The organism is Streptomyces shaanxiensis (genome assembly GCF_039537145.1).
In the GTDB taxonomy this organism is placed as follows: domain Bacteria; phylum Actinomycetota; class Actinomycetes; order Streptomycetales; family Streptomycetaceae; genus Streptomyces; species Streptomyces shaanxiensis.
Genome location: NZ_BAAAZY010000002.1, coordinates 1 through 24,691, shown reverse-complemented (window position 1 = coordinate 24,691; position 24,691 = coordinate 1). Strand labels below are relative to the sequence as shown.

Here is a 24,691-nt window from a genome sequence, read left to right as displayed (position 1 = left end):
ACGACTGATCCAGACAACGGCAAAGCCCGCCCCAGGTCTCCTCCCGGGACGGGCCTTGCTCATGTGGTCCGAAGGTCAGACCCCCGCCGGCTCCGGCTCATCCGAAGCCGAATCCGACGCCGAACCCGGCGTCGACTCGGCCGGGACGCCCGCCTTCTTCGCCCGCTTCGCCGCCCGCTTCTTCCCCCGCCGCTCCTTACGAAGCTCCACCATCGCGTACAGCGTCGGCACGAGCAGCAGCGTCAGCATCGTCGAGGTGATCAGCCCGCCGATCACGACCACCGCCAGCGGCTGGGCGATGAAGCCGCCCTCGCCGGTGACGCCCAGGGCCATGGGAAGCAACGCGAAGATCGTTGCCAACGCCGTCATCAGGATCGGGCGCAACCGGTGCCGGCCGCCCTCGATCACGGCTTCCACGACGCCGTACCCCTGCTTCCGGTACTGGTTGATCAAGTCGATCAGCACGATCGCGTTCGTCACCACGATGCCGATCAGCATCAGCATGCCGATCATCGCGGGGACGCCCATCGGGGTGCCCGTGGCGATCAGGAGGCCGATCGCTCCCGTTGCCGCGAACGGGATCGACACCAGGAGGATCAGGGGCTGGACGAGGGAGCGGAAGGTCGCTACCAGCAGCATGAAGACGATCGCGATCGCCGCCAGCATCGCCAGGCCCAGGTTGGCGAACGCCTCGTCCTGGTCCTGTGAGACGCCGCCGATCGAAGCGGTCGCCCCCGCCGGGAGGGTCAGGCCGTTGATCTTGGACTGGAGGTCCGCGCTGACCGCGCCCGTGTTGTCACCGGTCGGCTTGGCGGTGATCGTCGCCGCACGCTGGCCGTCGATCCGGGTCATCGACACCGGGCCGTCCACCAGCTTCACGTCCGCGATGTCACCCAGCTTCACCGGGCCGAGGCGCAGGTCCTGAAGCTGCTTCAGGGTCTTCGCCGGCTTGGCCGACCTGATGACGACGTCCCGCTCGGTGTCGTCGAGGGTCGCCTGGGCCGCCGTGTTGCCGCGGACCGCCTGGGCCACCGCCATGCCGAGCGTCTGGTCGTTGAAGCCCGCCGCGGCCGCCTTGTCGTTGGCCTTGACGGAGATGCGCGGCACGCTCTGGGACAGGTCGCTGGTCACGTCGGTGACGTCGTCGAGGCCCGCCACGGCTTCCCGCACCTGCTCCGCCGCCTTGCGCAGCACCTCCCCGTCGGCCGACTTCACGACCACGCTCAGGTCCTGGGCGCCGAAGCCGTCACCGGCCGCGATGGTCGTCGTACCGACGCCCTCCAGGCCGGCCAGGCCCTTCTCGATACGGTCCTGTACGTCCTCGTACGACGCCGAGTCCTCCAGCATCACCTGGTACGACGCCTGGTTGGTGTCGGTGCCGCCACCGAAGGCCGCCATGAAGCCGGACGAGCCGACCGTGACCTGATAGTCCTTGACGCCCTTGGTGTCGGCGAGCAGCTGCTCGACCTTCTTGGCCTGCTCGTCGGTCGCCGCCAGGCTGGTGCCGGGCTTCAACTCCTGCTTGACGGTGAGGACTTCCTGCTCGCCCTGGTCGAAGAAGTTCGTCTTCAGCAGCGGGGCCATGCCGAACGTGCCGACGAGGATGACGATCGCCAGCAGCACGCTGGTCAGGCGGCGGCGCGTCGCGAAGCGGAGGACGGGGACGTAGAGGCGCTGGAGCCGACTCTTCGCCTCCTTCTCCTCCGCGACCCGGCGCGCTTCCTCGGCGTCCTCCGGCGTACCCTTCGGCGCCCGCAGGAACCAGTACGACAGGACCGGTACGACCGTCAGGGACACGAGCAGCGACGCCAGCAGGGCCGCCGTCACCGTCAGGCTGAACGAGCCGAACAGCTCGCCCACCATGCCGCCGACCAGACCGATCGGCAGGAACACGGCCACCGTGGTGAGCGTGGAGGAGGTGACCGCTCCGGCGACCTCGCGGACCGCCTTGAGGATGGCCTCCTCGCGCTCCTCGCCGTAGCCGAGGTGCCGCTTGATGTTCTCCAGGACCACGATCGAGTCGTCGACGACCCGGCCGATGGCAATGGTCAGCGCGCCGAGCGTCAGCATGTTCAGGGAGAGGTCCCTGGTCCACAGGACGATCAGGGCCAGGACCACCGACAGGGGGATCGAGACCGCCGTCACCAGCGTCGAGCGGATCGACGCCAGGAAGACCAGGATGATCAGGACCGCGAAGAGCAGGCCCAGCGCGCCCTCCGTCGTCAGGCCGTCGATGGACTTCTTCACGGCCGGACCCTGGTCGCTGACCACGGTGACCGTGGCGTCCGAGCCGAGGTCCTTGCGCAGCTGCGCGAGCTTGTCCTCCACGGCGTCCGAGATGGCCACCGCGCTGCCGTCACGGTCCATGGTGACCGCGACCGCGAGGGACGGCTTGCCGTCGGTGCGCGTGATGGAGTCGGCCGGGGCCTGCTCCTGCTTGACGGCGGCCACGTCACCGAGGCGGACCGGCTTGTTCCCGGAACCGGAACCGGAACCGGAAGCGGGACCGGCAGCGCCCTCGCCACCGGTGACCATCAGGTCCTTGATCTGCTCGATCGACGTGAAGCCGCCGCCCACCTGGACCGTGCGGTTGTCGCCGTCCTCGTCGAAGGAGCCCGCCGGGACGGTGGCGCCGCCCGCCTGCAGGGCCTGCGTGAGGGCCGCCGAGGTCAGGCCCGCCTTCGCCAGCTTCGCGTCGTCGGGCGTGACGGTGACCTGGAGGTCCCGTACGCCGTCGACGGTGACCTGGCCGACGCCGTCGATGTCCTTCAGGTCCGGCACGACGGTCCGGTCGATCTGGTCGGCGAGGGCCTGCTGGTCCTTGCCGGAGGTGACGGCGAGGACGACGGTCGGGATGTCGTCCGTGGAACCGGCGATGACCTGCGGGTCCACGTCGTCCGGCAGCTGGACGCGGGCCCGGTTGACGGCCTGCTGCACGTCGGCGACGAGCTGCTGGGTGTCGGGGCCGTAGTCGAAGGACGCCATGATCACGGCGTTGCCCTCGCTCGCGGTGGAGGTGACGCCGGTGATGCCGTCGACGGCTTCGAGGCTGTCCTCGATCGGCTCGACGACCTGCTTCTCGACCACGTCCGGCGACGCGCCCTGGTACGGCGCGAGCACGGACACCATGGGCAGTTCGATGGAGGGCAGCAGTTGCTGCTTGAGCTGGGGTATCGCGATGGCACCGAAGGCGATCGCGATGATCGACATCAGGCCTATCAGGGCCCGTTGGGCAAGGCTGAACCTGGACAGCCAGGACATGGGTCAGGGTCTCTCTTCTGTGAGCGGCAGAAGTGGGCAGCGGACGTGGCAGGGCGTCTGTGACCCACCCGTGTCGCACCGGTGCCCGGCACCGGTGTGTGGCACAGATGAGCGCCTGCCCTTACACCCTGAGCCATCGGGGACCCCGGTTTCGTAGGCCCCAGGTCCATTTCCTTATCCGGCGCATACTCCGGGCGCAGTACGCCGCTTCGAGGTCACTCCACCCTTGGACGTACCAGCCCGGACTCGTACGCGATCACCACGAGCTGCGCCCGGTCACGCGCGCCGAGCTTGGACATCGCCCGGTTGACGTGCGTCTTCACCGTCAGCGGGCTGACTTCCAGCCGCTCGGCGATCTCGTCGTTGGAGTGCCCGCCGGCGACCTGCACCAGGACCTCGCGCTCCCGGACGGTCAGCGCGTCGAGCCGCTCGGCGCGGGCCGGGTCGCGGCCGTCGTCCGCGCCGTCGCCCTGCGCGAGGAAGCGGGCGATCAGGCCCTTGGTGGCTGCCGGGGACAGCAGGGCCTCGCCACCGGCCGCGACGCGGATGGCGGCGAGGAGTTCGTCGGGTTCGGAGCCCTTGCCGAGGAACCCGGAGGCGCCGGCGCGCAGCGACTGCACGACGTAGTCGTCGACCTCGAAGGTGGTGAGGATGACGACGCGGACATGGGCGAGGGTGGGGTCGGCGCTGATCATGCGGGTGGCGGCGAGGCCGTCGGTGCCGGGCATCCGGATGTCCATCAGCACGACGTCGGCCCGCTGCTCCTTGGCCAGCCGCACCGCCTGCGCCCCGTCGGACGCCTCGGCGACGACCTCCATGTCGGGCTCGGAGTCGACGAGCACCCGGAAGGCGCTGCGGAGGAGGGCCTGGTCGTCGGCGAGCAGGACGCGGATGGTCATGGCAGGTCCTCTGCGGGGCAGGAGGCGGATGGCTTCGCCCTACGACAACTTCCGCGGGGTGCGCGTGAGTTCCGCGGCTGCGTCAAGCTGAGTGCCGGGGCTTGGTCATACGGCGTCCTCCGCGGCGCGGGTACGGCTCTTGACCGGCAGGATCGCATGGACGCGGAAGCCGCCTCCGTAGCGGGGGCCGGTGGTGAGCGTGCCGCGCAGGGCGGTGACGCGCTCGCGCATGCCGAGCAGGCCGTGGCCGCCGCCCTCGGGGGTGTCGTCCTCGCCGGCGCCGTCGTCGAGGACGGTGATCTCAACGTTCGGGCCCACCCGTACGACGCTGACCTCGGCCTTGGCCTCCGGGCCCGCGTGCTTCTGCACGTTGGTGAGGGCCTCCTGGATGACGCGGTACGCGGCCAGGTCGACGGCGGCGGGGAGGGTGGTGCCCTGGTCGGCGCGGGCGACCTCCACCTGGAGGCCCGCGCTGCGGAAGGTGCCCGCGAGTTCGTCGAGGCGGTCGAGGCCGGGGGCCGGTTCGGTGGGGGCCTCGGGGTCGCCGGACTGGCGGAGCAGGCCGACGGTGGCGCGGAGTTCGTTGAGCGCGGAGCGGCTGGCTTCGCGTACGTGGGCCAGGGCCTCCTTGGCCTGGTCGGGGCGCTTGTCCATGACGTGGGCGGCGACACCGGCCTGGACGTTGACGAGGGCGATGTGGTGGGCGACGACGTCGTGCAGGTCCCGGGCGATCCGCAGGCGCTCCTCGGCGACGCGGCGGCGGGCCTCCTCCTCACGGGTGCGCTCGGCTCGTTCGGCGCGCTCACGGATGGCGGCGACGACGGCGCGGCGGCTGCGGACCGCGTCCCCGGCGGTGGCGCCGATGCCGGTCCAGGCGAAGATGGCGAGGTTCTCCTGGGCGTACCAGGGCAGCGGGCCGGCGAGCATGGCGGAGCCGGTGAGGACGGTCATGGTGAGCAGGCCGACGCGCCAGGTGGTGGAGCGGTCGGTGGTCGAGGCGACGGTGTAGAGCGCGATGACCGCGGACATGGCGACGGGGGCGCGGGGGTCGCCGGTGACGGACTCGATGACGGAGGCGGTGCCGGTGACGGCGAGGACCGTCACGGGGGCGCGGCGGCGGAAGACCAGCGCCGCGGCGCCGACGGCGATGAGGACGAGGCTGAGTGCGTCCGGGGTGCGGAAGGTCCAGGTGACCCCGGCCTTCCCGTGCGGGTCCACGAACGATCCGGCCACCATGCAGGCGAGTACGCCCACGGCCAGCGCCGCGTCCAGCGCCATGGGATGCGCTTTCAGATGCCGACGGGCTCGCTCGAGGGTGCTCACGTCTGATTACGGTACGGCGTCCCTGCGGGGCTTGGAACGGGGGCTGCCTGGAGGTTCCGGCCTTGAGGGGCCTTGTCCTCAAACGCCGGACGGGCTGGGATGTGCGGTCCGGCGCTCACAGGTACAGCCGGCCTCCCCCGGCTCACCCCGGGATCAAGCCGTCGTCGCCCAGCAGTTCCTGGACCTCTCCCAATGTCGCGCCCGGGGGCGGGAGGATCAGTTCCGACGGTTCCAGGGAGTCGTCCGGCAGGGGTTCGCCCAGTTCGCGGACCTTCTCGAGCAAGGCGTGCAGGGTGGCGCGGAAACCGGGGCCGTCGCCGTTCTCCATCTCCGCGAGGAGCTCGTCGTCGAGCTTGTTCAGCTCGGGCAGGTGGCTGTCGGACAGCTTCACCTGCCCCTCGCCCATGATCCGGACGATCATGTCGCCCATCGCGCCCTCCTAGGCGTGGGCCCCGGCCGTCGGCTACTGCTTGTCGAAGCGCGGGGTGTCCTGCGGCTGCTGCTGGGACTGCGACTGGCCGTTGCCGCCCTCGATGGCCTGCTGTCCGCCGGCCGAGCCGCCCGCCAGCTCCGCCTTCATGCGCTGCAGCTCCAGCTCTACATCCGTACCACCGGAGAGCCGGTCCAGCTCGGCCTGGATGTCGTCCTTGTGCATGCCGGACTGGTCGTCCAGGGCGCCGGAGGCGAGCAGTTCGTCGATGGCGCCCGCGCGTGCCTGGAGCTGGGCCGTCTTGTCCTCGGCCCGCTGGATCGCCAGGCCGACGTCGCCCATCTCCTCCGAGATGCCGGAGAACGCCTCGCCGATCCGGGTCTGGGCCTGGGCCGCGGTGTACGTGGCCTTGATCGTCTCCTTCTTGGTGCGGAAGGCGTCGACCTTCGCCTGCAGGCGCTGCGCCGCGAGGGTGAGCTTCTCCTCCTCGCCCTGCAGCGTCGCGTGCTGGGTCTCCAGGTCCGTCACCTGCTGCTGGAGGGCGGCGCGGCGCGACAGCGCCTCGCGGGCCAGGTCCTCGCGGCCCAGCGCGAGCGCCTTGCGGCCCTGGTCCTCCAGCTTCGACGACTGCTGCTGGAGTTGGTTGAGCTGGAGTTCCAGCCGCTTGCGCGAGGTGGCCACGTCGGCGACGCCGCGGCGGACCTTCTGGAGCAGTTCCAGCTGCTTCTGGTACGAGTAATCGAGGGTCTCGCGCGGGTCCTCGGCCCGGTCAAGGGCCTTGTTCGCCTTCGCGCGGAAGATCATCCCCATACGCTTCATGACACCGCTCATGGGCTTCGCGCGCCCCCTTCTGACGTCCAGCTCCAGCTCTGCGACAGAACCCACAGTACGGGCCCTGCATCCATTGACGCACTGTTCGGGGACGGATGCGCTCATCCCCAAGGACGACTGCGTACGCTCCCGCTCCGGCGTAAGGAGTAGGTGACTCCCGGGTGTCGGCCGGGTGCCGACACAGGTGCCGCCCACGGGCCTGCCCGTGGTCTCCTCAGGGCCGCCGAACGGACCGTCTGCAACGTCCCCTCTGTCCCCCTACGACGACTGGCGTTGCCGGATCGTTCCCCACCGGGCTGCGGTCCATGCCCCGGGACCCCGTACCCTTGGGTTTTGTGTTCCGTAGCCGTGCGAAGGATGAGAAGGCCCAGGCCGCCGACAAGGCGCCGGTGACCGACTCCAATGAGACCCGCCACCCCGAGGCCCCGAAGGGCCGCCCCACGCCCAAGCGCAGTGAGGCCCAGTCGCAGCGTCGGAGCGTGGCAAACACGTCGATGACGCGCAAGGACGCCGCCAAGCGCCAGCGCGAGGAGCGCCGGGCCGCCCTGGAGAAGCAGCGCCAGGCGCTGGCCGGGGGCGACGAGCGGTATCTGCCGGCCCGTGACAAGGGTCCGGTCCGCAAGTTCGCGCGTGACTTCATCGACTCCCGCTTCAACATCGCGGAGTTCTTCCTGCCGATGGCCGTGGTCATCCTGGTGCTGAGCATGGTCCAGGTGCCGGCGCTGCAGAACGTCGCGCTGCTGCTGTGGCTGGTCGTGATCGTGCTGATCGTGCTCGACTCGATCGTCACCGGCGTCCGCCTGAAGAAGCGGCTGGCCGAGCGCTTCCCCGACGACAACCGGCGCGGCGCCGTCGCCTACGCGCTGATGCGCTCTCTCCAGATGCGCCGGCTCCGGCTGCCGAAGCCGCAGGTCAAGCGCGGAGAGCGGCCCTGAGCACAGCCGCTTTTTCCGGGGGTGCGGCCGATGCCTGGCTGAGCAAGCTCGGCGGGCTGCGTGAAGTCGTACGACAGGAGCTGGTGGCCCGGCAGCTCGACGAGCAGATAGCCGGGCGGTTCCCGGTCGGGCAGCGGCTGCGGGTGCTCGACGTGGGGATGGGCCAGGGCACACAGGCGCTGCGCCTGGCCCGGGCCGGGCACCAGGTGACCGGTGTGGAGCAGGACCCGCAGATGATCGCGGCGGCCCGCGAGGAGCTCGCCGGCGAGCCCGAGGGGATCCGGGAGCGGGTCCGTATCGTCCAGGGGGACGGGCGGGACACGGGTGTCCACTTCCTGCCGGGCAGCTTCGACGTCGTGCTCTGTCACGGCGTGCTGATGTACATCGAGGAGCCCGATCCGCTGCTCGCCGGGCTGGCCCGGATGCTCGCCCCGGGCGGACTGCTGTCCCTGCTCGTGCGCAACGGCGACGCGCTGGCCGTGCGGCCGGGGCTGGGCGGGGACTGGGCCGGGGCGCTGGCCGCCTTCGACACGACCACGTATCGGAATCGGCTGGGGCTCGACGTACGGGCGGACCGGCTCGCAGAGCTGACGTCGACGCTCGCGGGCATCGGGGCGCCGCTGCACGTCTGGTACGGGGTGCGGGTGTTCACCGACATGGCGGCCGACGGGGCGGAGATCCCGGCGGACGTCGAGGCGCTGCTGGCGGTCGAGGAACGGGCCGGGAAGACGGATCCGTATCGGAGCGTCGCGGGGCTGCTGCATCTGTGCGGAGTGCGCGGCTGAGCGCGTTCGGGTGAGCGGTGACGGGGGCGAGGGCGTACGGCCCTCGCCCCCGGTCCGGTCATGCCTCGGCGTGCAGGCTCATCGGCCCGTAGATCTCGGCGGCGTCCTCGAACAGCCGCACCTGGTCGGCGCCGCCTTCCTGCAGGGCCTTCCAGTGCTCCCCGATCCAGGACTCGGCGTCCCCCTGCGTGGTGAACTCTTCGGGCTGCACCGCGGGCTGGACCTCCACCCCGTCTGCCTTCTCGAACCGCCACGTCCATGCCGCCATGTACGCCTCCAAGGTGTCAGCACATGCAGAGCAAGAGCCTATGTGCTCCGCCGGGTGAGCCGGAACACGATCAAGGTAGTGGGTCATCTGCGGGCCGTGGGGCCGGTCGCGCCCACGCGGCGGAGCCGCATGTCGTCAGGGCCCCGGGCCCCTGACTGGCGCCCCTTCGGGGCCGCCGGTGCGCGAGACCACTCGCGACCGGCGAAAATCGGTCCGTGGAACTGACTCTCCTCGGCACCGGTGCCCCCGCGGGACTCCCCCGCCCCGACTGTCCGTGCGCGGCGTGTGCCAGTGCGCTCGGTGATGATGCGCGGGCGGCGACCGCGTTGCTCGTGGACGGGGCGCTGTTGCTCGATCTGACGCCCGGCGCGGCGTTCGCGGCTGCTCGGGCGGGGCGTTCGCTGGGTGGCGTACGGCAGGTGTTGCTGTCGCATCCGCACAACGGGCCCGCCGTCGAGGTGCCCGCGGGGCTGCCGCAGCCCGGGCGGGTGCCGGACGGGCGGGAGTTGGCGCTGCTGACGGGGCATCGGGTACGGGCCGTGGCGATGGACTCGCCGGGCACGGGGTACGCGGTGACCGGTCCGGACGGGCAGCGGCTGCTGTATCTGCCGCCGGGGGGTGCGCCGGCCGGGCTGGAGGAGGGCGCCGTCGGGATGTACGACATGGTGGTCGCCGATGTCGTACGGCGGCCGGACGCGCTGGCCAAGCTGCGGGCGGTGGGCGCGGTCGGGCCGACGACGGATGTCGTCGCCGTCCATCTGGACCACGACGTACCGCCGGGCGCCGAGTTGCGGCGGCAGTTGGCCGCGGCGGGGGCGCGGGCGGTGCCGGACGGGGCGACGCTGGTGGTGGGGGCTTACGAGGACGTACCGGACGTGCCCCGGCGGACCCTGGTGGTGGGCGGGGCCCGGTCCGGGAAGTCGGTGGAGGCGGAGCGGCGGCTGGAGGCCTTCCCGGACGTGCTGTACGTGGCGACCGGCGGCACCCGGGGCGGGGACACCGAGTGGGCGGAGCGGGTCGCCGCGCACCGGGAGCGGCGGCCGGGGTCGTGGCGTACGACCGAGACGTGCGACCTGGTGCCGCTGCTGGCCGTCGACGGGGCGCCGTTGCTGATCGACTGTCTGTCCCTGTGGCTGACCGATGCCATGGACTCCGTCGGGGCGTGGGACGACGCCGTGTGGGCCGATGGCGGGGAGCGGGCGCTCAGGGAACGGGTGCGGGAGTTGACGGACGCGGTGCGGGCCACGCGGCGGACCGTGGTGGCCGTGTCCAACGAGGTGGGGTCGGGGATCGTGCCGGCGACGGCGTCGGGGCGGCGGTACCGGGACGAGCTGGGGCGGCTGAACGCGGCGTTCGCCGGGGAGTGCGAGCAGGTGGTGCTGGTGGTGGCGGGGCAGGCGCTGGTGCTGCGCGGCTAGGGCCTGTCGTTCGGATCATGCCGGCGTCGCGGGGCCTGGATCTCAGGCCGGTGCGGGCGGTGCTGTCGGTGCGGTGCGTGGTGCCGGTGTTACCGGTGCCGCGGGCCCGGTCGGCTCCTTGCGGGCGATGACCCGGTACGCGTTCGACAGGGGTGTGAGGCGGAGTACGGGGGCCAGGACGAGGTCGATCGCCCAGGCGACGGCCACCAGGGGCGCGCCCAGCAAGGCCAGTACCGGGCCCAGGAGGAGGTTCAGCACGAGGGCGGTCGTGGCCGCGAGGTCGTAGGGGATGTGCGGGGTGCGGCGGTCCGTCGCCACGATCGTGCAGCCCTGGGACCGCAGTTCCTCCTGGAGTGCGGGCAGGGGCAGCAGATGCAGGTGTCCGTGCGGGCTCTGCGGGATCCATGCCACGCCGAACAGCAGGGCGAACGCGCTGCGCGGGTTGGGGAGTTCGAGGACGAGGTGGCCGCCGGGGCGGAGGACCGCGAGGGCGGCGCGGAGTTCCGCACGGGGGTCCGGGGTGAGTTCCAGGTGGCGGAGCATGCTGACGACGTCGTAGCGGGTCCGCAGACGAGCCGTGATCCGGGGGTCCGTCAGTTGCCCTACGTGGGCCTCCTCGATCCGCTCGGCCACGCGCGCGTGCAGGACTCTGTGGGTCGGGTCCAGGCCGTCGAACGCGGTGTAGGGAAAGACTTCCTTCGCCGCCTCCGGGAAGAGCGCGTCCCCCGTACCCACGTCCAGCCAGCTCTCCGGCTCGGTAAAGGGGAGCGCCGCGCGGGCCGCGGCTCTCAGCCGACGGGGCGAGGCCTGCCGCACGAGCCTGAGGAACCGGGGGGCGTAGGTGTGGTCCCGGCATACGGCGAGGGTGAACGGGCAGGCGGCGCGGCGTCGTTCGGAGGGTGCGGTCGCGGTCATGGCGGCTCCCGGGCGCGAGGGCGTACGACGGGGGCGTACGGCGGGGTGCGGCGGAACGGTGCTGCGAGCATGCCCCGACAATCCACTGCAAAACGGAACGTATGGGATGGCGATCCACGGTGCAACGACGTCATGCGGATGGGGCGGTGACGTGGCGGGGCCCCTGGTGGCCATGTGGCGCCGTTCTGTTCGACCGGTGCCGGTACTGTTCGGCGAATGAGCTCGCTTAATCTCGACGACTTCTCCGACCTGATCGAGCGCCCCGACGGTGGGGTACGCCGTGACGCCGAGGCGCGCCGTGAGCGTCAGATCGTGCCGCCCGGGGCGCTGGGGCGCCTCGACGAACTGGGTGAGTGGCTGGCGGCGGCACAGTCGGCCGTGCCGGTGCGGCCGATCGAACAGCCGCGGGTCGTGCTGTTCGCCGGTGACCACGGCGTCGCCGAGCTGGGCGTGTCGGCGCGGCCGGCGGGCGGCGCCGGGGAGTTGGTGCGGGAGATCCTCGAGGGCGGCCGGCCCGTGTCCGTGCTCGCGCGGCGGCTCGGGGTTCCGGTGCGGGTCGTCGACATGGCGCTGGACTGCGATCCGGAGTCGCTGCCGGAGTCGGTCGTACGGCACCGGGTGCGGCGCGGCAGCGGTCGTATCGACGTCGAGGACGCGGTGACCCTGGAGGAGGCGGAGGCCGCTTTCCGGGCCGGCGTGGCGGTGGCCGACGAGGAGGCCGACTCCGGTACGGATCTGGTGGTGCTCGGCGATGTGAGCGTCGGCGGGACGACCGCGGCCGGAGTCCTGGTCGCGGCGCTGTGCGGGACCGACGCCTCCGTGGTCACCGGGCGGGGTGGGCTGGCTATCGACGACCTGGCGTGGATGCGCAAGTGCGCGGCGATCCGGGACGCGCTGCGCCGGGCGCGGCCCGTGCTCGGGGACCAGCTTCAGCTGCTCGCGACGGTGGGCGGCGCCGACCTCGCCGCGATCACGGGGTTCCTGCTGCAGAGCGCGGTACGGAAGATGCCGGTCGTGCTGGACGGCGTCGTGGTCGCCGCCTGTGCGCTGGTGGGGCAGCGGATCGCGTTCCGGGCGCCGGACTGGTGGCTGGCCGCGCACAACAGCGGGGAGCCGGGGCAGGCGAAGGCGCTGGACCGCATGGCTCTGGAGCCCTTGCTCGACCAGGGCGTGAAGGTCGGCGAGGGGGCCGGCGGCCTGCTGGCCCTGCCGACGGTCCAGGCCGCGGCGGCGCTGGCCGCGGAGCTGCCGGAGAAGCCGAAGGAGTCGGAGACGGCGGAGACGGCGGAGACGGCGGGGGACGACGAGCCGGAGGCGCAGTCGGAGACCGACTAGTCGGAGGTGACGAGCGGTTCGTCGCCCCTGTGCACATAATCCCCGTATGAGCACCCTCGCCCGCTCGGCCCGTGCCGAGTGGGGGTCGCTGTATCTCGCCGTGCGGGGGACGTGGACGGCGCGGCGGTGGAGGGCTGTTCCCCTGACCCTCGGGGCCGTGTGTCTGACCGGGGTCATGCACGTTGTGCAGCATCAGGCCTGGGGGTATCAGGTCGTCCAGGACCTCGGGGCTGTCCGGGCCGAGGATCCGCTCTGGCTCGCGCTCCTGCGGACGCCGTTGTCGCTGTTCGTGCCCGCCCTGGACCTGCCGGTGTGGGGTGCGCTCGCGCAGATACTGATCGTGTTCGGGATCGCCGAGATGTGTCTGGGGTGGTGGCGGACCCTCGTCGTCGCATACGTCGCCACCCTCGCCGGCACCCTGTACGCGCGCGTGGGCCTCGCGCTCGGCCCGGGCAACCCGATCGGGCTGCCCGCCTCGGACGCCCGGGTCGTGGACACGGGACCGTCGGCGGCCGTGGTGGGGCTGGCGGTGTTTCTCGGGTGGCGGTACGGCGCGTATGTCACAGCCGGTGCGGTGATCGCGGCGATGGTGGTCGAGGTGGCGCTGAAGGAGAACCTCGCCGGCAAGGAGCACCTGGCGGCCATCGCGGCGGTGCTGGTGCTGTGCGCGGTGGCGGCGGTGCGTCAGCGGCGTTCCAGGGCGCGGGCCGAGTCGACGTCGGGCGCGCCGCCGATCCAGTCCTGAAGTTTGCGGCTGGGGCCCGCCCAGCGCTTGTCGTGGTGGAAGGCGCGCAGCTGGGCCTTGGCCCGGGCACGCGGGCGGCGGCGGTAGAAGCGTTTCGCCCAGGGGGAGGCGGGCCGGGCCAGACGGACGGCGCCGAACAGGGCGACGAAGGGGACGACCACCCCGAAGATCGCGATCCGGGCCTTGCCCTTGGCCAGGGCGATCAGGGCCAGGAGGAAGTTCCCGAGGATCGTGCTGAGCACCGACCCGCGGTTCTGCAGCTCGTCGTCGCTGAGGTCGTTGACCCCGAACGGTGCGTAGCCGAGCAGGAGCAGGCCGACCACGGCGGCGGTGAGCACGACCACCTCGACGCTCTTGCGGCCGGCCTCGGTCCAGTAGACGTCGTCCAGATGCACGATCAGCGCGAACTCGTCCATGACCAGGCCCGCGCCCATCCCGAACACCACGGCGGCCACGGCCGCGCCGAAGCCGCGCTGGCCGCTGGCGACCGCGCAGAACCCGCCGATGACCGTGAGGACGACGCCGGGGACGACATGGTGGATGTGGACGGCGCCGGTCTCGATGTTGCGGAAGGGTCCTTTGCCCGCGCGGATGAGGCGGGTGATGACGCGGGTGACGAGGAAGGTGACCACGAAGGCGGTCAGGGCCAGGAGCAGGGGGAGTTTGCCCGGTTCGATGATGTTGTGCTGCCACCAGTCACCCATGGTCTCAGTGTGTCCGGGACCGGGGTGGGCCGCCTGGCGGGTACGGCGTCCGGGCTAGTCTGCGGGCGTGTCCATGACCCCGCCGCCCCCGCACGGTCTCCGTGTCCACGGTCTCCGTTTCGCCTTCGGCACCCTGAGCGTGCTCCCCGTCAAGGTGAGCCGCTGGGACCGGGAAGCGGCGCGCGGCGGGATGCTGTGCGCCCCGCTCGTCGGCGTGGCCCTCGGCTGCGGTGCCGCTGTCGTCGCGCTGGTGCTGCTGTTCCTCGGCGCCGGTCCCCTCCTCGCCGCCGTGGCGGGCGCGGCCGTCCCCGCCGTACTCACCCGGGGCCTGCATCTCGACGGCCTCGCCGACACCGCCGACGGGCTCGGCAGCGGCAAGCCCGCCGAGGACGCGCTGCGGATCATGAAGCAGTCGGACATCGGGCCGTTCGGGGTCATCACGCTGGTGTTCGTGCTGCTCGCGCAGGTCGCCGCCCTCGCCCGGCTCTACGACGACTCGTGGGCCCGGGGCGCCCTCGCCACCGTCGTCTCGGCCGTCGCCGCCCGGCTCGCCCTCACCCTCGCCGCACGCACCGGCGTACCCGCCGCGCGGCCGGAGGGGCTGGGGGCCGCGGTGGCCGGAGTCGTCCCGGTACGGGGTGCGGTGGCCGTGGCCCTGGCCGTGACCGGCCTCGCCGCCGCGGCGGGCGCGCTGCTCGGGACGTACGACATCGCCCGCACCGCCCTCGCGGTCCTCGCCGCACTCGCCGCCGCCGAACTCCTCCTGCGGCACTGCACGCGCCGCTTCGGCGGCGTCACCGGCGACGTCTTCGGCGGGCTCGCGGAGACGGCGGCGACGACCGCGCTGGTCGTGCTGTCACTGGGCTGACCCGAACTCCAGCGCGTGCGGCAACGTGCCCCACGGATGAGCGCCCTCGCCCGGCACCGCGCAGTGCACCGTGGCCCCGCGCTCGCGCGCCGGCTCCGCGAGGTCGGCGCCGGCCGGGACGCCGTACACCAGATGACACAGCCGCACCCCGGACCCGCCCCGCCACCGCTGCGGGCCGAGCCGGGTGTACGTCGCCCAGGTGCCCTCGAAGGTGACCAGGACGTCCGCGATCCTCGCGTACGACGGGTGCGGTGCCGTGCCGTGGTTCAGGACGAGGGTGCCGTAGCCGGCGCCCCAGGCGGCCGTCGCGAGCCGCTGGTAGTACCCGAACTCCTCGCGTCCGGCGGCGACCTGGTCGAGGAAGAGGCCGTCCGCGCCGTACCAGTCGCGGTGCCGCCCGAGGTCGCGTACGACGTCGGCGGCGGGCCTGCGGCCGTAGTCGGTGTCGGCATAGCCGAGCACCCGCACGTCCGCGTTCCGCAACCGGGCCGCGACCTCGGCGAACGCCGGGTCGGGCGCCTCGCCGGGACCGCTGGCCGGGTTCAGGACGACGCCGTAGACGCGCGGCGCGGCCGCAATGATCGCGTCCCATTCGGCAGGGCGGACGGACGGGTGCTCGTAGTACGGGATCAGCAGATCTCTGACCGGTTCTCTCATCGGTGGGCGGTCGCTCTCCCCAACAGGGCGCAGACGAGGGTGGCCTGGGCCACCGCCGCCGTCGCGTGGACGATCAGGCCGATCCAGTGCGGGCTGCCCGCGTGCGTCACCAGGGCCAGCGTCTGGGCAAGGGCGGCAGCGCAGCAGATCGCCGCCGCACTGAGCACCGCGCCGAAGGACTGCAGCAGCAGGCCCGTCCACAGGACCACGCCCAGCAGGAGCAGTCCGGCGAGGCGGACGCCGGCGATTCCGGGGGCGTGCGGCCACAGGGCCGAGGTGGTGAGGCTGAGCGCGAGCAGGGCGACCAGGTAGCCGGAGAGGCACTTCAGGACGGTGATCACCGTGGTCCGCCAGAACGCCCTCGGTGTGCTGCTGGAGCGCAGGCCCGCGAGGCTGCCGCTGCGGAAGCGGTACAGCAGCCATTCGGCGGGGCCCATGCTGAGCGTTAGGGCCACTGCGGCCGGGGCGGCGATGGCGCTGCGCTGCTCGCCCGTGAGGAAGTCGCCCAGGGCCGTGTAGAGGACGAGGACGCCGGTGGCCAGGCCGAAGAGGGCGTATGGGAGGGAGGCGGAGAGACGGGGGCCCATTGTCGTGTCTCGGCTGCGGGTGCGTTGTGGCTGGTCGCGCCCACGCGGCGGTAGCCGCAAATCGAGTACAGCCCCGCGCTCCTTGAGGGGCGCTACCTCGCGTAGGCCTAGAACAGCGACCACGACAAGCGAGCCCAGGAGAAGAACGAGCCGTGCGGGCTCCGGCAGTGGATGTACAAGCGCCAGCACTGCTCCCGCCGCCATCGGCAACAACGCGGCCAGCAGGACCCGTTCGCGGCCCATCACCAGGAGGGCGGTGGCCGCGCCCAGGTAGACGGACTGCCCGGCTGCGAAAGCGACGGCGGCCGGCTGGGCGGCACCGGCGACGGCCAACGCGACCAGGGCGCCCAGCAGCGCACCCGCCGGAGCGCCGAGCAACAGGGAGCGGCGGGCCGCATCCCGGTCGCCCAACCCCAACCAGGAGTACGCCCGATGGGCCAGACCCTGGTTCCACGTCCAGCCGACGAGCGCGCCGGCCAGCAGCGGGACCGTGCCCGCGGGGAGGCCGACGTCGTCCTGCGGGCCGGCGAGGAGGGGGGCGCCGAGGACGTAGCCGAGGCCGGGGAGGGCGAAGACGACGCCTCTGAGGAGGCAGCCGAGCAGGCCCACCTGCCAGGGGTCGTGGACCGGGCCGTCCGGCTCCGGGTAGCGGCGCTCGACCCGCTCGTACAGCTCCTCGGCGAGGGCGAAGGAGTCCTTGACGCCGTAGCGCTCGCGTATCTGGTCGTCCGACAGGCCGTCGGACTCCAGCAGCGCGGCGATCTCGTCGGGGTGGACGGCGGCGGCTATGAAGTCGTCGAGGCGTTCGGCGAGTTCGTCGAGGGGGTCGGGCTGCGCCCAGCTGGGCTTGGCGCGCTGGCGGGGGATGGCGGGCAGGGTGTCGGGGCGGGAGCCGGGCGGCATCCAGATGCTTCCGCTCACCAGCCGGTTCCGTCCGTCGCGACCTTCTCGTACCACGGGTCGCGCAGTTCGAGGGTCCAGTCGGCGACCGTTTCGAGCGTGGGCTCGTACACTTCGGCGCTGCCCGCGAGCTCCTGGTAAATCGTCCGGAAATTGTCCACGGAGCGGCGCAGCGTGAATCGGTCGATCACCCGTTGACGGGACAACTCACCCAATTCCTTCCGCCGTTCGTCGTCGCGGAGGAGAGTGAGGGCGGCGGCCGCCATCTTCTCCGGCTCGCGCGGCGGGACGACGAGTCCCGTGTCGCCGACGGCCTCGCGCACTCCCCCGACGTCCGTCGAGACCGTCGTACGGCCGCAGGACATGGCCTCGATGATGGAGAACGGGAAGCCCTCGGAGATGGACGACAGCATGACTACGTGCCCGGCCGCGTAGGCGCGCCAGACCTCGCTGATGCGGCCCTCGAAGGTCAGGCCGTCGGTCACGCCGAGTTCGGCGGCGAGCTTCTCCAGCTTGGTGCGGTAGGCCTCGCCGCCGGGCGGGACGGGGCCGAACAACCGCAGCCGGGTGTCCGGGAGTTCGGCGCGGACCATGGCATAGGCCCGCAGCAGGGTCTCCAGGTCCTTGATGGGGTCGACGCGGCCGCACCAGGTGAGGGTGGGGATCTCGGGTTCGGGGCCGGCGTGCGGGAAGGCGTGCGGGTCGACGCCGTTGTAGACGGTGCGGATCTTGTCGGCGTCGGCGCCGCCGCGCTCCTCCCAGCGGCGGTTGTACTGGTTGCAGGGGGTGATGAGGTCGGCCGTCCTGTACCCGTGTGAGTTCAGTTCGCGGTAGAAGCCCAGCATGAACGCCTTCACGGGCCAGCGCTGGGCGTCGCTGCGGTAGCCGAGGTAGCGCTCGCGCAGGTAGATGCCGTGCTCGGTGAGGAGAAACGGCACGCCGTCCAGCCGGCGGGCGGCGAGGGCCGGGAGGGTCGCGAGGCCGCTGCTGACGGCGTGGGCGACGGAGTCCTCGGGGATGCGGATCCCGAGCGGGCGCAGGGCGTGTTCCAGCAGGTCGGTCGCGGTGAGGGCATCGTGGACGGTCGGGCGGGCGGCCGCGGTCGACAGATGCGGCATCGTCCATATCCACATCAGCGACCGCAGCGCGGATTCCGTGCGCAGCGCCGCCGACAGGCGTCCGTCGCGGGCGAGTTCGGCCAGCTCGTCCAGGGCATCGCCGAAGTCGCAGTGCGCCTCGGGGTCGAGGAAGGAGAGCAGGAAACGCTCGTAGGAGTCGGTGAACCGGCGCCGGGCCCTGCCGTACGGCGCTCGCTTGTGCCCCGGACGCGGGCCCCAGGTCGGTACCGAGGTGTGCCGGTAGACGTTCGGCGGCATCTCCCAGGTCACGGGTTCGCGGCCGGTGCCGGTGAGCGACACGATGTGGAAGTCGACCTCCGGCATGCCCTTGACGAGTTGGTCGCACCAGGTGCTGACACCGCCGTGGACGTGCGGGTAGGTGCCTTCTGTGAGCATGGTGACATGACGGCCGGTGCGCATCGCTGCGCGGCTCCCCCCTGTTGTGCGGATGATGTGCGGGGAACTGCTGCCGGACCCCGACTGCGGGTCGTTCGTGGCTGGTCGCGCAGTTCCCCGCGCCCCTTAGGGGCGTTGTTGCCTACGGCAGTTTGAGCTTGACCGCAGACTGCAGCAGCCCCGGCGTGGTCCAGGCCGAGCGCTCTCCCGCGTACGGAGTCCCGAACGCGGTGGTGCCGATGAGGAGTTGCTTGGTGGTCCCTTCCGGTGCGGTCACCGGGATCTGCGTCCCGGACGGGGCGTTGACGGTGACGGCGCTGCCGACGCGGTACGCCGTCACGGTGCCGTTCGCGAGAGCGGTCTGCCAGGCGGCGCGGCGCTGGAGCTCGGTACCGATGGCATTCTGCGCGAGGTTCTGTACCGGGGTGTTGTCGGCGAAGAGTGCCTGGTAGTCGGCGAGCACCTTGTCCAGGACCGGGTACAACGTCCGGTCCTCGGCCAGGTTGGACTGGTGCGCGTAGTGCGGGCGCGGGTCGTTGCCGATCGCGTGCCCGAGGGCGGTACGGGCCTCCTGCGGGACGATGTGGGAGTCGTAGCCGGTGGCCACGTCCAGCGGGTCGTCCAGGCAGGTGGAGGCGGGGTTGGTCTCGCAGACGCCGCTGCCGCCGTCGGCCCGGGAGGTGTAGATCCAGTTGTACTCGTCGGCCATCTCCTCCTCGGTCCCCACGTTGTAGTACACGTTCATGGGGTGCCGGGGCACGGTCCGCGCGGCGCCGACCGAACGCTGGTCGGGCTCACGGGAGTTGTCCGAGGCGATCCACTTGACGCCGTTGTCCGCGAGGGCGCCGGCCAGGTTGGGGTTGTCGTCGGGCTGCTGGGGCAGGGTCCGCAGACCCGAGTGCTCGCCGGTCACGAGCTCCGTGCGGTCGAGCGGGAGGCCCTTGGTGACGCCCCAGTTGTAGTTGTCGCGGATCTGCGCCGAGATGTCCGAGCGGCTCATGTACTGCGTCGAGCCGCCGGCGTTCTTGGCGCAGCTCCACGGGACGGTCGAGGTGTCCTGCACACAGCCGAGGAACGGGTGCGTGTAGGTGTGGTTGATCCAGCGGTACTGCGCCTTGTCGGCGAGCAGCCGGTCGGTGAGGGCGTCGGTGCCGCCGTTCTGGCTCTTCCACTCCTCGCCGGAGCCGGCGTTGTAGACCATGTCCAGCTTGAACCCGTGCTCGCGCTGCCACTGGGCGGCGTACACCGCGTCCTCGGCGGTCATCCGGATCGGTGTGGTCCCCTCGCCGTCACCGCCCACGCAGTCGAAGTCACCGGGCGTGCAGTTGCGCTCGGTGTCCCAGCGGCTGTCGGGCGCGAAGACGTCGTCGACGTGCACCGCGAAATAGTTGCGCGCCTGGCCCAGGTGCACGCCCTGGGTCAGCCACTCGACGACGCCACGGGCAAGCAGCCGGAACTGCTGCTGGTACTGGTTGTACGCGAAGGTCACGACCAGTTCGCGGCGCCCGTCGTGGTGGTACTCGCCGATCAGGCTGCCGCGCCCGGAGCCGGCGGGGACCGGGATGTCGACATAGCTGGTGAAGCCGGTGCGGGGCCGGGCGACGTAGCCGTAACTCTCCTGTACGGACGTGTCGTTGTCCTCGAACGTGAAGGCGCCGTCGAGGTAGCCGAAGTACCCCGCCCTGCCCGCGTCGGTGACGGTGGCCTGCCGCCCGTCGAGCGCTCCGGCCCAGCCGCCCTCGCTGGTGTAGTCGAGGCCGACGCCCGGGTGGGCCCAGGTGTAGGCGTCGACCTGCGGGATGCCGTAGGTCCGCTCGTAGGTCTCCAGCGCGGTCTGCTCGGCGGAACCCGCCCCGAAGGGGGCCTCGTTGGGCAGCACGACGCCCTGGTACTTGGCCCGGGGCGTGCCGTTCACCGTGTCGCTGAGGAACGTCGCCGTGATGGTCGGGCGGCCCGCGTCGTTCAGGTCGACGGTGGTGTACGGGATGCCCGTGCTTCTCAGCTGGGCGGTGATGGCTTGAACAGAGCTGTCGCCGTTGTCCACGACCAGCACCTTGAGGTCGATGCGCGGCACCTCGGCGGCCGCGGCACCCGGGGCCGCGGCCAGGCCCAGGGTTAGCAGACTCCCGGCCGCCAGGGCGGCGACGCCGTTTCTGCGGTTTCTCCATCTGCGCGCACTCTGCGCCATTGATTGCCCCTTCCCCCCAGAAGATCCCCTGCGCCCACGCGTGACAAATCGGCGGAGGATCCGTGGAAATCATGCAAAGCGGCAAGCTGCTCGCTCACCGGAACCAGACGAGTGTGACTCAGCTCACCAAGATCGAGGATCAAGAAATGACCACGACGCCACCGAGAGGTGAACGCCCGTAGGAATGAGCGAACGCTCACACGAGCGTAGGCTCATCCCGAGTGTTCGCCGCACCGGGGAAGGCCCCGCTGATACCGCACCCGTAGGTCGGAACTAGGGTCGGTCGGCAATCTCCCGTCGTCCGCCCGGAGGGCGGGCCCGGCGGCGTCTGGTGCGTGCAGCTGCAAGGCGGAGGAGGGCGGCGACGCGGAGCGTCGGCAACCGACGACAACGCCGCAGATGTGCGTGCCAGACGCCGCCGGGCAGGCGGGAGATTGCCGACCGACCCTGCGGGTCGGCCGTCGGGCCCGGTCGACCCACACCATTCGGCCATGCAACTTCACATCGGAAGCGAGATTTCACCACCGTGACTGCTCTCACTCTCAGCACCGCCGCGGCGCCCGGCCTGCGGGCCGACGCGATCGTGATCGGTGTCGCCAAGAGCACGGCGTCCAGGTCCGGGAACCTGGTCGTCGCACCGGGCGCCGAGGCCGTGGACAAGGCGTACGACGGCAAGCTCGCCGGCGTCCTGGAGACCCTCGGTGCCTCCGGTTCCGAGGGCGAGGTGACGAAGCTCCCCGCGCCCGCCGGCTTCAAGGCCCCGCTCGTGGTGGCGGTGGGCCTGGGGGCGGAGCCCGAGGACGCCAAGGACGGGACGTACGAGGGGGAGGCGCTGCGCAAGGCCGCCGGTGTCGCCGCCCGCGCCCTCGCCGGATCCAAGAAGGCCGCGTTCGCGCTGCCGCTGGGCGACGCCGGTGACGTCGGCGCGGTCGCCGAGGGCGTGCTGCTCGGGGCGTACGCCTTCGACGCCTACAAGGCGAACGGCAAGAACGAGAAGGACAAGAAGAACGGCAAGGCGCCCCTCGCCGAGGCCGCGCTGCTCGGCGGCAAGCCGCGCGACAAGGAGCACAAGGCGGCGATCGAGCGCGCCACCGCCGTCTCCGAGGAGCTCAACCGCGCCCGCGACCTGATCAACATGCCGCCGAACGACCTCAACCCGGAGTCCTTCGCCGCGATCGCCTCGGCGGCGGGCAAGGAGCACGGCATCAAGGTGCAGGTGCTCGACGAGAAGGCGCTGGTCAAGGGCGGCTACGGCGGCATCCTCGGGGTCGGCTCCGGGTCGGCGGCCGGTCCGCGGCTGGTGAAGCTGTCGTACACGCACTCCAAGGCGGCCAAGCACCTCGCCCTCGTCGGCAAGGGCATCACCTACGACTCGGGCGGCATCTCGCTGAAGCCGGCCGGGCACAACGAGACGATGAAGTGCGACATGAGCGGGGCGGCCGCCGTGTTCGCCGCCGTGGTCGCCGCCGCCCGGCTCGGGCTGCAGGTGAACATCACCGGCTGGCTGGCACTCGCCGAGAACATGCCGTCGGGGACCGCCACCCGCCCCGGTGACGTGCTGCGCATGTACAGCGGCAAGACCGTGGAGGTGCTCAACACCGACGCGGAGGGCCGGCTGGTGCTCGCCGACGCGCTGTGGGCGGCCTCCCAGGAGACGCCGGACGCGATCGTCGACGTCGCGACGCTGACGGGTGCCATGGTGCTGGCGCTGGGAAACCGGACGTTCGGTGTGATGGGCAACGACGACGCGTTCCGCTCCGCGATCGTGGAGGCGGCCGAGGAGGTCGGTGAGGCGTCCTGGCCGATGCCGCTGCCGGAGCACCTGCGCAAGGGGATGGACTCGCCGACCGCCGACATCGCCAACATGGGTGAGCGGATGGGCGGCGGGCTGGTCGCCGGTCTCTTCCTGCGCGAGTTCGTGGGTGAGGGGATCACCTGGGCGCACCTGGACATCGCGGGGCCGGCGTTCAACGAGGGCGGGCCCTTCGGGTACACGCCGAAGGGTGGCACCGGGAGCGCGGTGCGCACGCTGGTCCGGCTCGCCGAACTCACGGCGGCCGGCGACCTGGGGTGAGGTTGCTCTGAACAAACTCTGAACAACAGGGGGCTCCGCGCGCGGGTAGGGCGGAGCCCCCTTATTTCATGCGCTCGTTCATGCGCCTCGTCCGTCCGCTCAACTGAACGTGGGACGTCTCACACACCGGCCCGGCGTCTCGTTCGGTGTGGACAAGTGCGAAGATGGGGCTCGGCAGGACAGGGCCCCACCCCAGGGCCGAAGAAAGAGCGGCCGGACACCAGCCGCCTGTCGGTCATCGACGACCGGCGCACGGCGCACATGCATGGAGGACGTGACGTGGCGAACGACGCCAGCACCGTTTTCGACCTAGTGATCCTCGGCGGTGGTAGTGGCGGTTACGCCGCGGCCCTGCGCGGGGCGCAGCTGGGCCTGGACGTCGCCCTGATCGAGAAGGACAAGGTCGGCGGCACCTGCCTGCACCGGGGTTGCATCCCCACCAAGGCCCTGCTGCACGCGGGCGAGATCGCCGACCAGGCTCGCGAGAGCGAGCAGTTCGGTGTGAAGGCCACCTTCGAGGGCATCGACATCGCCGGGGTCCACAAGTACAAGGACGGCGTGATCGCCGGTCTGTACAAGGGCCTGCAGGGTCTCGTCGCCTCCCGCAAGGTGACGTACATCGAGGGCGAGGGTCGTCTCTCCTCCCCCACCTCCGTCGACGTGAACGGCCGGCGCGTCCAGGGCCGCCACGTCCTGCTGGCGACCGGCTCCGTGCCGAAGTCGCTGCCGGGCCTGGAGATCGACGGCAACCGCATCATCTCCTCGGACCACGCCCTCGTCCTGGACCGCGTGCCGAAGTCCGCGATCATCCTGGGCGGCGGCGTCATCGGCGTCGAGTTCGCCTCGGCGTGGAAGTCCTTCGGCTCCGAGGTCACCGTCATCGAGGGCCTGAAGCACCTCGTCCCGGTCGAGGACGAGAACTCCTCCAAGCTTCTTGAGCGCGCCTTCCGCAAGCGCGGCATCAAGTTCAACCTGGGCACCTTCTTCTCGAAGGCCGAGTACACCGCCGACGGCGTCAAGGTCACCCTCGCCGACGGCAAGGAGTTCGAGGCCGAGGTCCTGCTGGTCGCCGTCGGCCGCGGCCCGGTCTCCGCCGGTCTCGGTTACGAGGAGCAGGGCGTCGCCATGGACCGCGGCTACGTCCTGGTCGACGAGTACATGCGCACCAACGTGCCGACCATCTCCGCCGTCGGTGACCTCGTCCCGACCCTCCAGCTCGCGCACGTCGGCTTCGCCGAGGGCATCCTGGTTGCGGAGCGTCTGGCCGGTCTGAAGACCGTTCCGATCGACTACGACGGTGTCCCGCGGGTGACCTACTGCCACCCCGAGGTCGCCTCCGTCGGCATCACCGAGGCCAAGGCCAAGGAGATCTACGGCGCGGACAAGGTCGTCGCTCTGAAGTACAACCTCGCGGGCAACGGCAAGAGCAAGATCCTGAACACCGCGGGCGAGATCAAGCTCGTCCAGGTCAAGGACGGTGCGGTGGTCGGCGTCCACATGGTCGGCGACCGCATGGGCGAGCAGGTCGGCGAGGCCCAGCTCATCTACAACTGGGAGGCCCTGCCGGCCGAGGTCGCCCAGCTCATCCACGCCCACCCGACGCAGAACGAGGCGCTCGGCGAGGCCCACCTGGCCCTGGCCGGCAAGCCGCTGCACGCGCACGACTGACCCTCGGTCGACGAAGCGACGACTTCAGACTTCCGCAATTCGTAAGGAGCAACCGAAACCATGGCGGTTTCCGTAACCCTTCCGGCGCTCGGCGAGAGCGTCACCGAGGGCACTGTCACCCGCTGGCTGAAGGCCGAGGGTGAGCGCGTCGAGGCCGACGAGCCGCTGCTCGAGGTCTCGACCGACAAGGTCGACACCGAGATCCCCTCCCCCGCCGCCGGCGTCCTGGCCTCCATCAAGGTCGCCGAGGACGAGACGGTCGAGGTCGGTGCCGAGCTGGCCGTGATCGACGACGGCACGGGCGCGCCCGCCGCCGCTCCGGCTCCGGCCGCTGCCGAGGCTCCGGCCGCGGCCGCCGAGCCCGCCCCGGCCCCCGTGGCCGAGGC

Annotated in this window: 21 protein-coding genes; 9 read left to right on the top strand and 12 right to left on the bottom strand. The window is 71.5% G+C overall.

Annotation, left to right across the window (positions count from 1 at the left end; translation table 11 throughout):
- Nucleotides 1-75: 75 nt before the first annotated feature.
- From ABD932_RS02190 to ABD932_RS02170, 5 genes are all read right to left on the bottom strand, one after another.
- Nucleotides 76-3,261, bottom strand: a complete 3,186-nt coding sequence (locus tag ABD932_RS02190) for an efflux RND transporter permease subunit (protein ID WP_345008354.1) — start codon at nt 3,259-3,261, stop codon at nt 76-78.
- Between the two features lie 215 nt (nt 3,262-3,476).
- Nucleotides 3,477-4,160, bottom strand: a complete 684-nt coding sequence (locus ABD932_RS02185) for a response regulator (RefSeq protein WP_250082451.1) — start codon at nt 4,158-4,160, stop codon at nt 3,477-3,479.
- Nucleotides 4,161-4,265: 105 nt separating this feature from the next.
- Nucleotides 4,266-5,483 carry a sensor histidine kinase gene (locus ABD932_RS02180; protein WP_345008353.1) on the bottom strand — a complete coding sequence of 406 codons (1,218 nt, stop codon included), beginning with the start codon at nt 5,481-5,483 and terminating at the stop codon, nt 4,266-4,268.
- A gap of 142 nt (nt 5,484-5,625) precedes the next feature.
- Nucleotides 5,626-5,904: a PspA-associated protein PspAA gene (pspAA, locus tag ABD932_RS02175; protein WP_345008370.1), complete on the bottom strand. Its 279-nt coding sequence runs from the start codon at nt 5,902-5,904 to the stop codon at nt 5,626-5,628.
- 42 nt (nt 5,905-5,946) lie between these two features.
- On the bottom strand, nt 5,947-6,723 hold the full coding sequence (locus tag ABD932_RS02170; RefSeq protein WP_126399404.1) for a PspA/IM30 family protein: 777 nt from the start codon (nt 6,721-6,723) through the stop codon (nt 5,947-5,949).
- A gap of 326 nt (nt 6,724-7,049) precedes the next feature.
- On the opposite strand from ABD932_RS02170, the gene ABD932_RS02165 reads away from it, so the two are divergent.
- Together ABD932_RS02165 and ABD932_RS02160 are read left to right on the top strand one after the other, a co-directional pair.
- Nucleotides 7,050-7,679, top strand: coding sequence for a DUF3043 domain-containing protein (locus tag ABD932_RS02165; protein WP_345008352.1), 630 nt, complete (start codon nt 7,050-7,052; stop codon nt 7,677-7,679).
- Nucleotides 7,680-7,762: 83 nt separating this feature from the next.
- Nucleotides 7,763-8,464, top strand: a complete 702-nt coding sequence (locus ABD932_RS02160) for a class I SAM-dependent methyltransferase (RefSeq protein ID WP_345008351.1) — start codon at nt 7,763-7,765, stop codon at nt 8,462-8,464.
- Nucleotides 8,465-8,522: 58 nt separating this feature from the next.
- Here ABD932_RS02160 and ABD932_RS02155 read toward each other — a convergent pair whose 3' ends face one another.
- The gene (locus tag ABD932_RS02155) at nt 8,523-8,732 is read right to left on the bottom strand and encodes a hypothetical protein (protein ID WP_345008350.1); all 210 of its coding nucleotides are present in this window, start codon (nt 8,730-8,732) and stop codon (nt 8,523-8,525) included.
- A gap of 215 nt (nt 8,733-8,947) precedes the next feature.
- Between ABD932_RS02155 and ABD932_RS02150 the strand changes: the two genes are divergently transcribed.
- Entirely contained in the window at nt 8,948-10,150 is a 1,203-nt protein-coding gene (locus ABD932_RS02150) for a bifunctional adenosylcobinamide kinase/adenosylcobinamide-phosphate guanylyltransferase (protein ID WP_345008349.1), read from the top strand.
- A 42-nt stretch (nt 10,151-10,192) separates the two neighbouring features.
- Here ABD932_RS02150 and ABD932_RS02145 read toward each other — a convergent pair whose 3' ends face one another.
- The gene (locus tag ABD932_RS02145) at nt 10,193-11,065 is read right to left on the bottom strand and encodes a class I SAM-dependent methyltransferase (protein WP_345008348.1); all 873 of its coding nucleotides are present in this window, start codon (nt 11,063-11,065) and stop codon (nt 10,193-10,195) included.
- Nucleotides 11,066-11,281: 216 nt separating this feature from the next.
- Here ABD932_RS02145 and cobT point away from each other — a divergent pair, with 216 nt between their 5' ends.
- Nucleotides 11,282-12,400, top strand: a complete 1,119-nt coding sequence (cobT, locus tag ABD932_RS02140; protein ID WP_345008347.1) for a nicotinate-nucleotide--dimethylbenzimidazole phosphoribosyltransferase — start codon at nt 11,282-11,284, stop codon at nt 12,398-12,400.
- 46 nt (nt 12,401-12,446) lie between these two features.
- Nucleotides 12,447-13,145, top strand: coding sequence for a hypothetical protein (locus ABD932_RS02135; RefSeq protein WP_345008346.1), 699 nt, complete (start codon nt 12,447-12,449; stop codon nt 13,143-13,145).
- Here the strand turns inward: ABD932_RS02135 and ABD932_RS02130 are convergent.
- On the bottom strand, nt 13,085-13,849 hold the full coding sequence (locus ABD932_RS02130) for a hypothetical protein (RefSeq protein ID WP_345008345.1): 765 nt from the start codon (nt 13,847-13,849) through the stop codon (nt 13,085-13,087). The two genes, ABD932_RS02135 and ABD932_RS02130, sit on opposite strands and share 61 nt — an antisense overlap.
- Nucleotides 13,850-13,922: 73 nt before the next feature.
- Here ABD932_RS02130 and ABD932_RS02125 point away from each other — a divergent pair, with 73 nt between their 5' ends.
- Nucleotides 13,923-14,717 carry an adenosylcobinamide-GDP ribazoletransferase gene (locus ABD932_RS02125; protein WP_345008369.1) on the top strand — a complete coding sequence of 265 codons (795 nt, stop codon included), beginning with the start codon at nt 13,923-13,925 and terminating at the stop codon, nt 14,715-14,717.
- Here the strand turns inward: ABD932_RS02125 and ABD932_RS02120 are convergent.
- The 4 genes from ABD932_RS02120 to ABD932_RS02105 all read right to left on the bottom strand — a co-directional run bounded on the left by ABD932_RS02120 (nt 14,706) and on the right by ABD932_RS02105 (nt 20,563).
- A complete protein-coding gene (locus ABD932_RS02120; RefSeq protein ID WP_345008344.1) occupies nt 14,706-15,374 on the bottom strand; it encodes a spherulation-specific family 4 protein in 669 nt (222 codons plus the stop codon). The two genes, ABD932_RS02125 and ABD932_RS02120, sit on opposite strands and share 12 nt — an antisense overlap.
- Nucleotides 15,371-16,882 carry a hypothetical protein gene (locus ABD932_RS02115; protein ID WP_345008343.1) on the bottom strand — a complete coding sequence of 504 codons (1,512 nt, stop codon included), beginning with the start codon at nt 16,880-16,882 and terminating at the stop codon, nt 15,371-15,373. The genes ABD932_RS02120 and ABD932_RS02115 overlap by 4 nt, the downstream gene beginning before the upstream one ends.
- Nucleotides 16,879-18,399, bottom strand: a complete 1,521-nt coding sequence (pelF, locus tag ABD932_RS02110) for a GT4 family glycosyltransferase PelF (protein ID WP_345008342.1) — start codon at nt 18,397-18,399, stop codon at nt 16,879-16,881. Before pelF ends, ABD932_RS02115 begins: the two co-directional genes overlap by 4 nt.
- A gap of 118 nt (nt 18,400-18,517) precedes the next feature.
- The gene (locus ABD932_RS02105) at nt 18,518-20,563 is read right to left on the bottom strand and encodes a hypothetical protein (protein WP_345008341.1); all 2,046 of its coding nucleotides are present in this window, start codon (nt 20,561-20,563) and stop codon (nt 18,518-18,520) included.
- A 526-nt stretch (nt 20,564-21,089) separates the two neighbouring features.
- Here ABD932_RS02105 and ABD932_RS02100 point away from each other — a divergent pair.
- The 3 genes from ABD932_RS02100 to ABD932_RS02090 all read left to right on the top strand — a co-directional run.
- Complete coding sequence (locus tag ABD932_RS02100; RefSeq protein ID WP_126391686.1) at nt 21,090-22,637, top strand: leucyl aminopeptidase; 1,548 nt, start codon at nt 21,090-21,092, stop codon at nt 22,635-22,637.
- Nucleotides 22,638-22,916: 279 nt separating this feature from the next.
- Nucleotides 22,917-24,305: a dihydrolipoyl dehydrogenase gene (gene lpdA / locus ABD932_RS02095; protein WP_345008340.1), complete on the top strand. Its 1,389-nt coding sequence runs from the start codon at nt 22,917-22,919 to the stop codon at nt 24,303-24,305.
- 60 nt (nt 24,306-24,365) lie between these two features.
- A partial coding sequence (locus tag ABD932_RS02090) for a biotin/lipoyl-containing protein (RefSeq protein WP_345008339.1) occupies nt 24,366-24,691 on the top strand: 326 nt, incomplete at its 3' end.

Excerpts from the sequence above, each read along its gene's own strand:
- ABD932_RS02190 (WP_345008354.1), bottom strand. The coding sequence starts at position 3,261 with ATGTCCTGGCTGTCCAGGTTCAGCCTTGCCCAACGGGCCCTGATAGGC.
- ABD932_RS02185 (WP_250082451.1), bottom strand. The coding sequence starts at position 4,160 with ATGACCATCCGCGTCCTGCTCGCCGACGACCAGGCCCTCCTCCGCAGC.
- pspAA (WP_345008370.1), bottom strand. The coding sequence starts at position 5,904 with ATGATCGTCCGGATCATGGGCGAGGGGCAGGTGAAGCTGTCCGACAGC.
- ABD932_RS02170 (WP_126399404.1), bottom strand. The coding sequence starts at position 6,723 with ATGGGGATGATCTTCCGCGCGAAGGCGAACAAGGCCCTTGACCGGGCC.
- ABD932_RS02165 (WP_345008352.1), top strand. The coding sequence starts at position 7,050 with ATGCCCCGGGACCCCGTACCCTTGGGTTTTGTGTTCCGTAGCCGTGCG.
- ABD932_RS02155 (WP_345008350.1), bottom strand. The coding sequence starts at position 8,732 with ATGGCGGCATGGACGTGGCGGTTCGAGAAGGCAGACGGGGTGGAGGTC.
- ABD932_RS02145 (WP_345008348.1), bottom strand. The coding sequence starts at position 11,065 with ATGACCGCGACCGCACCCTCCGAACGACGCCGCGCCGCCTGCCCGTTC.
- cobT (WP_345008347.1), top strand. The coding sequence starts at position 11,282 with ATGAGCTCGCTTAATCTCGACGACTTCTCCGACCTGATCGAGCGCCCC.
- ABD932_RS02135 (WP_345008346.1), top strand. The coding sequence starts at position 12,447 with ATGAGCACCCTCGCCCGCTCGGCCCGTGCCGAGTGGGGGTCGCTGTAT.
- ABD932_RS02130 (WP_345008345.1), bottom strand. The coding sequence starts at position 13,849 with ATGGGTGACTGGTGGCAGCACAACATCATCGAACCGGGCAAACTCCCC.
- ABD932_RS02125 (WP_345008369.1), top strand. The coding sequence starts at position 13,923 with ATGACCCCGCCGCCCCCGCACGGTCTCCGTGTCCACGGTCTCCGTTTC.
- ABD932_RS02120 (WP_345008344.1), bottom strand. The coding sequence starts at position 15,374 with ATGAGAGAACCGGTCAGAGATCTGCTGATCCCGTACTACGAGCACCCG.
- pelF (WP_345008342.1), bottom strand. The coding sequence starts at position 18,399 with ATGCGCACCGGCCGTCATGTCACCATGCTCACAGAAGGCACCTACCCG.
- ABD932_RS02105 (WP_345008341.1), bottom strand. The coding sequence starts at position 20,563 with ATGGCGCAGAGTGCGCGCAGATGGAGAAACCGCAGAAACGGCGTCGCC.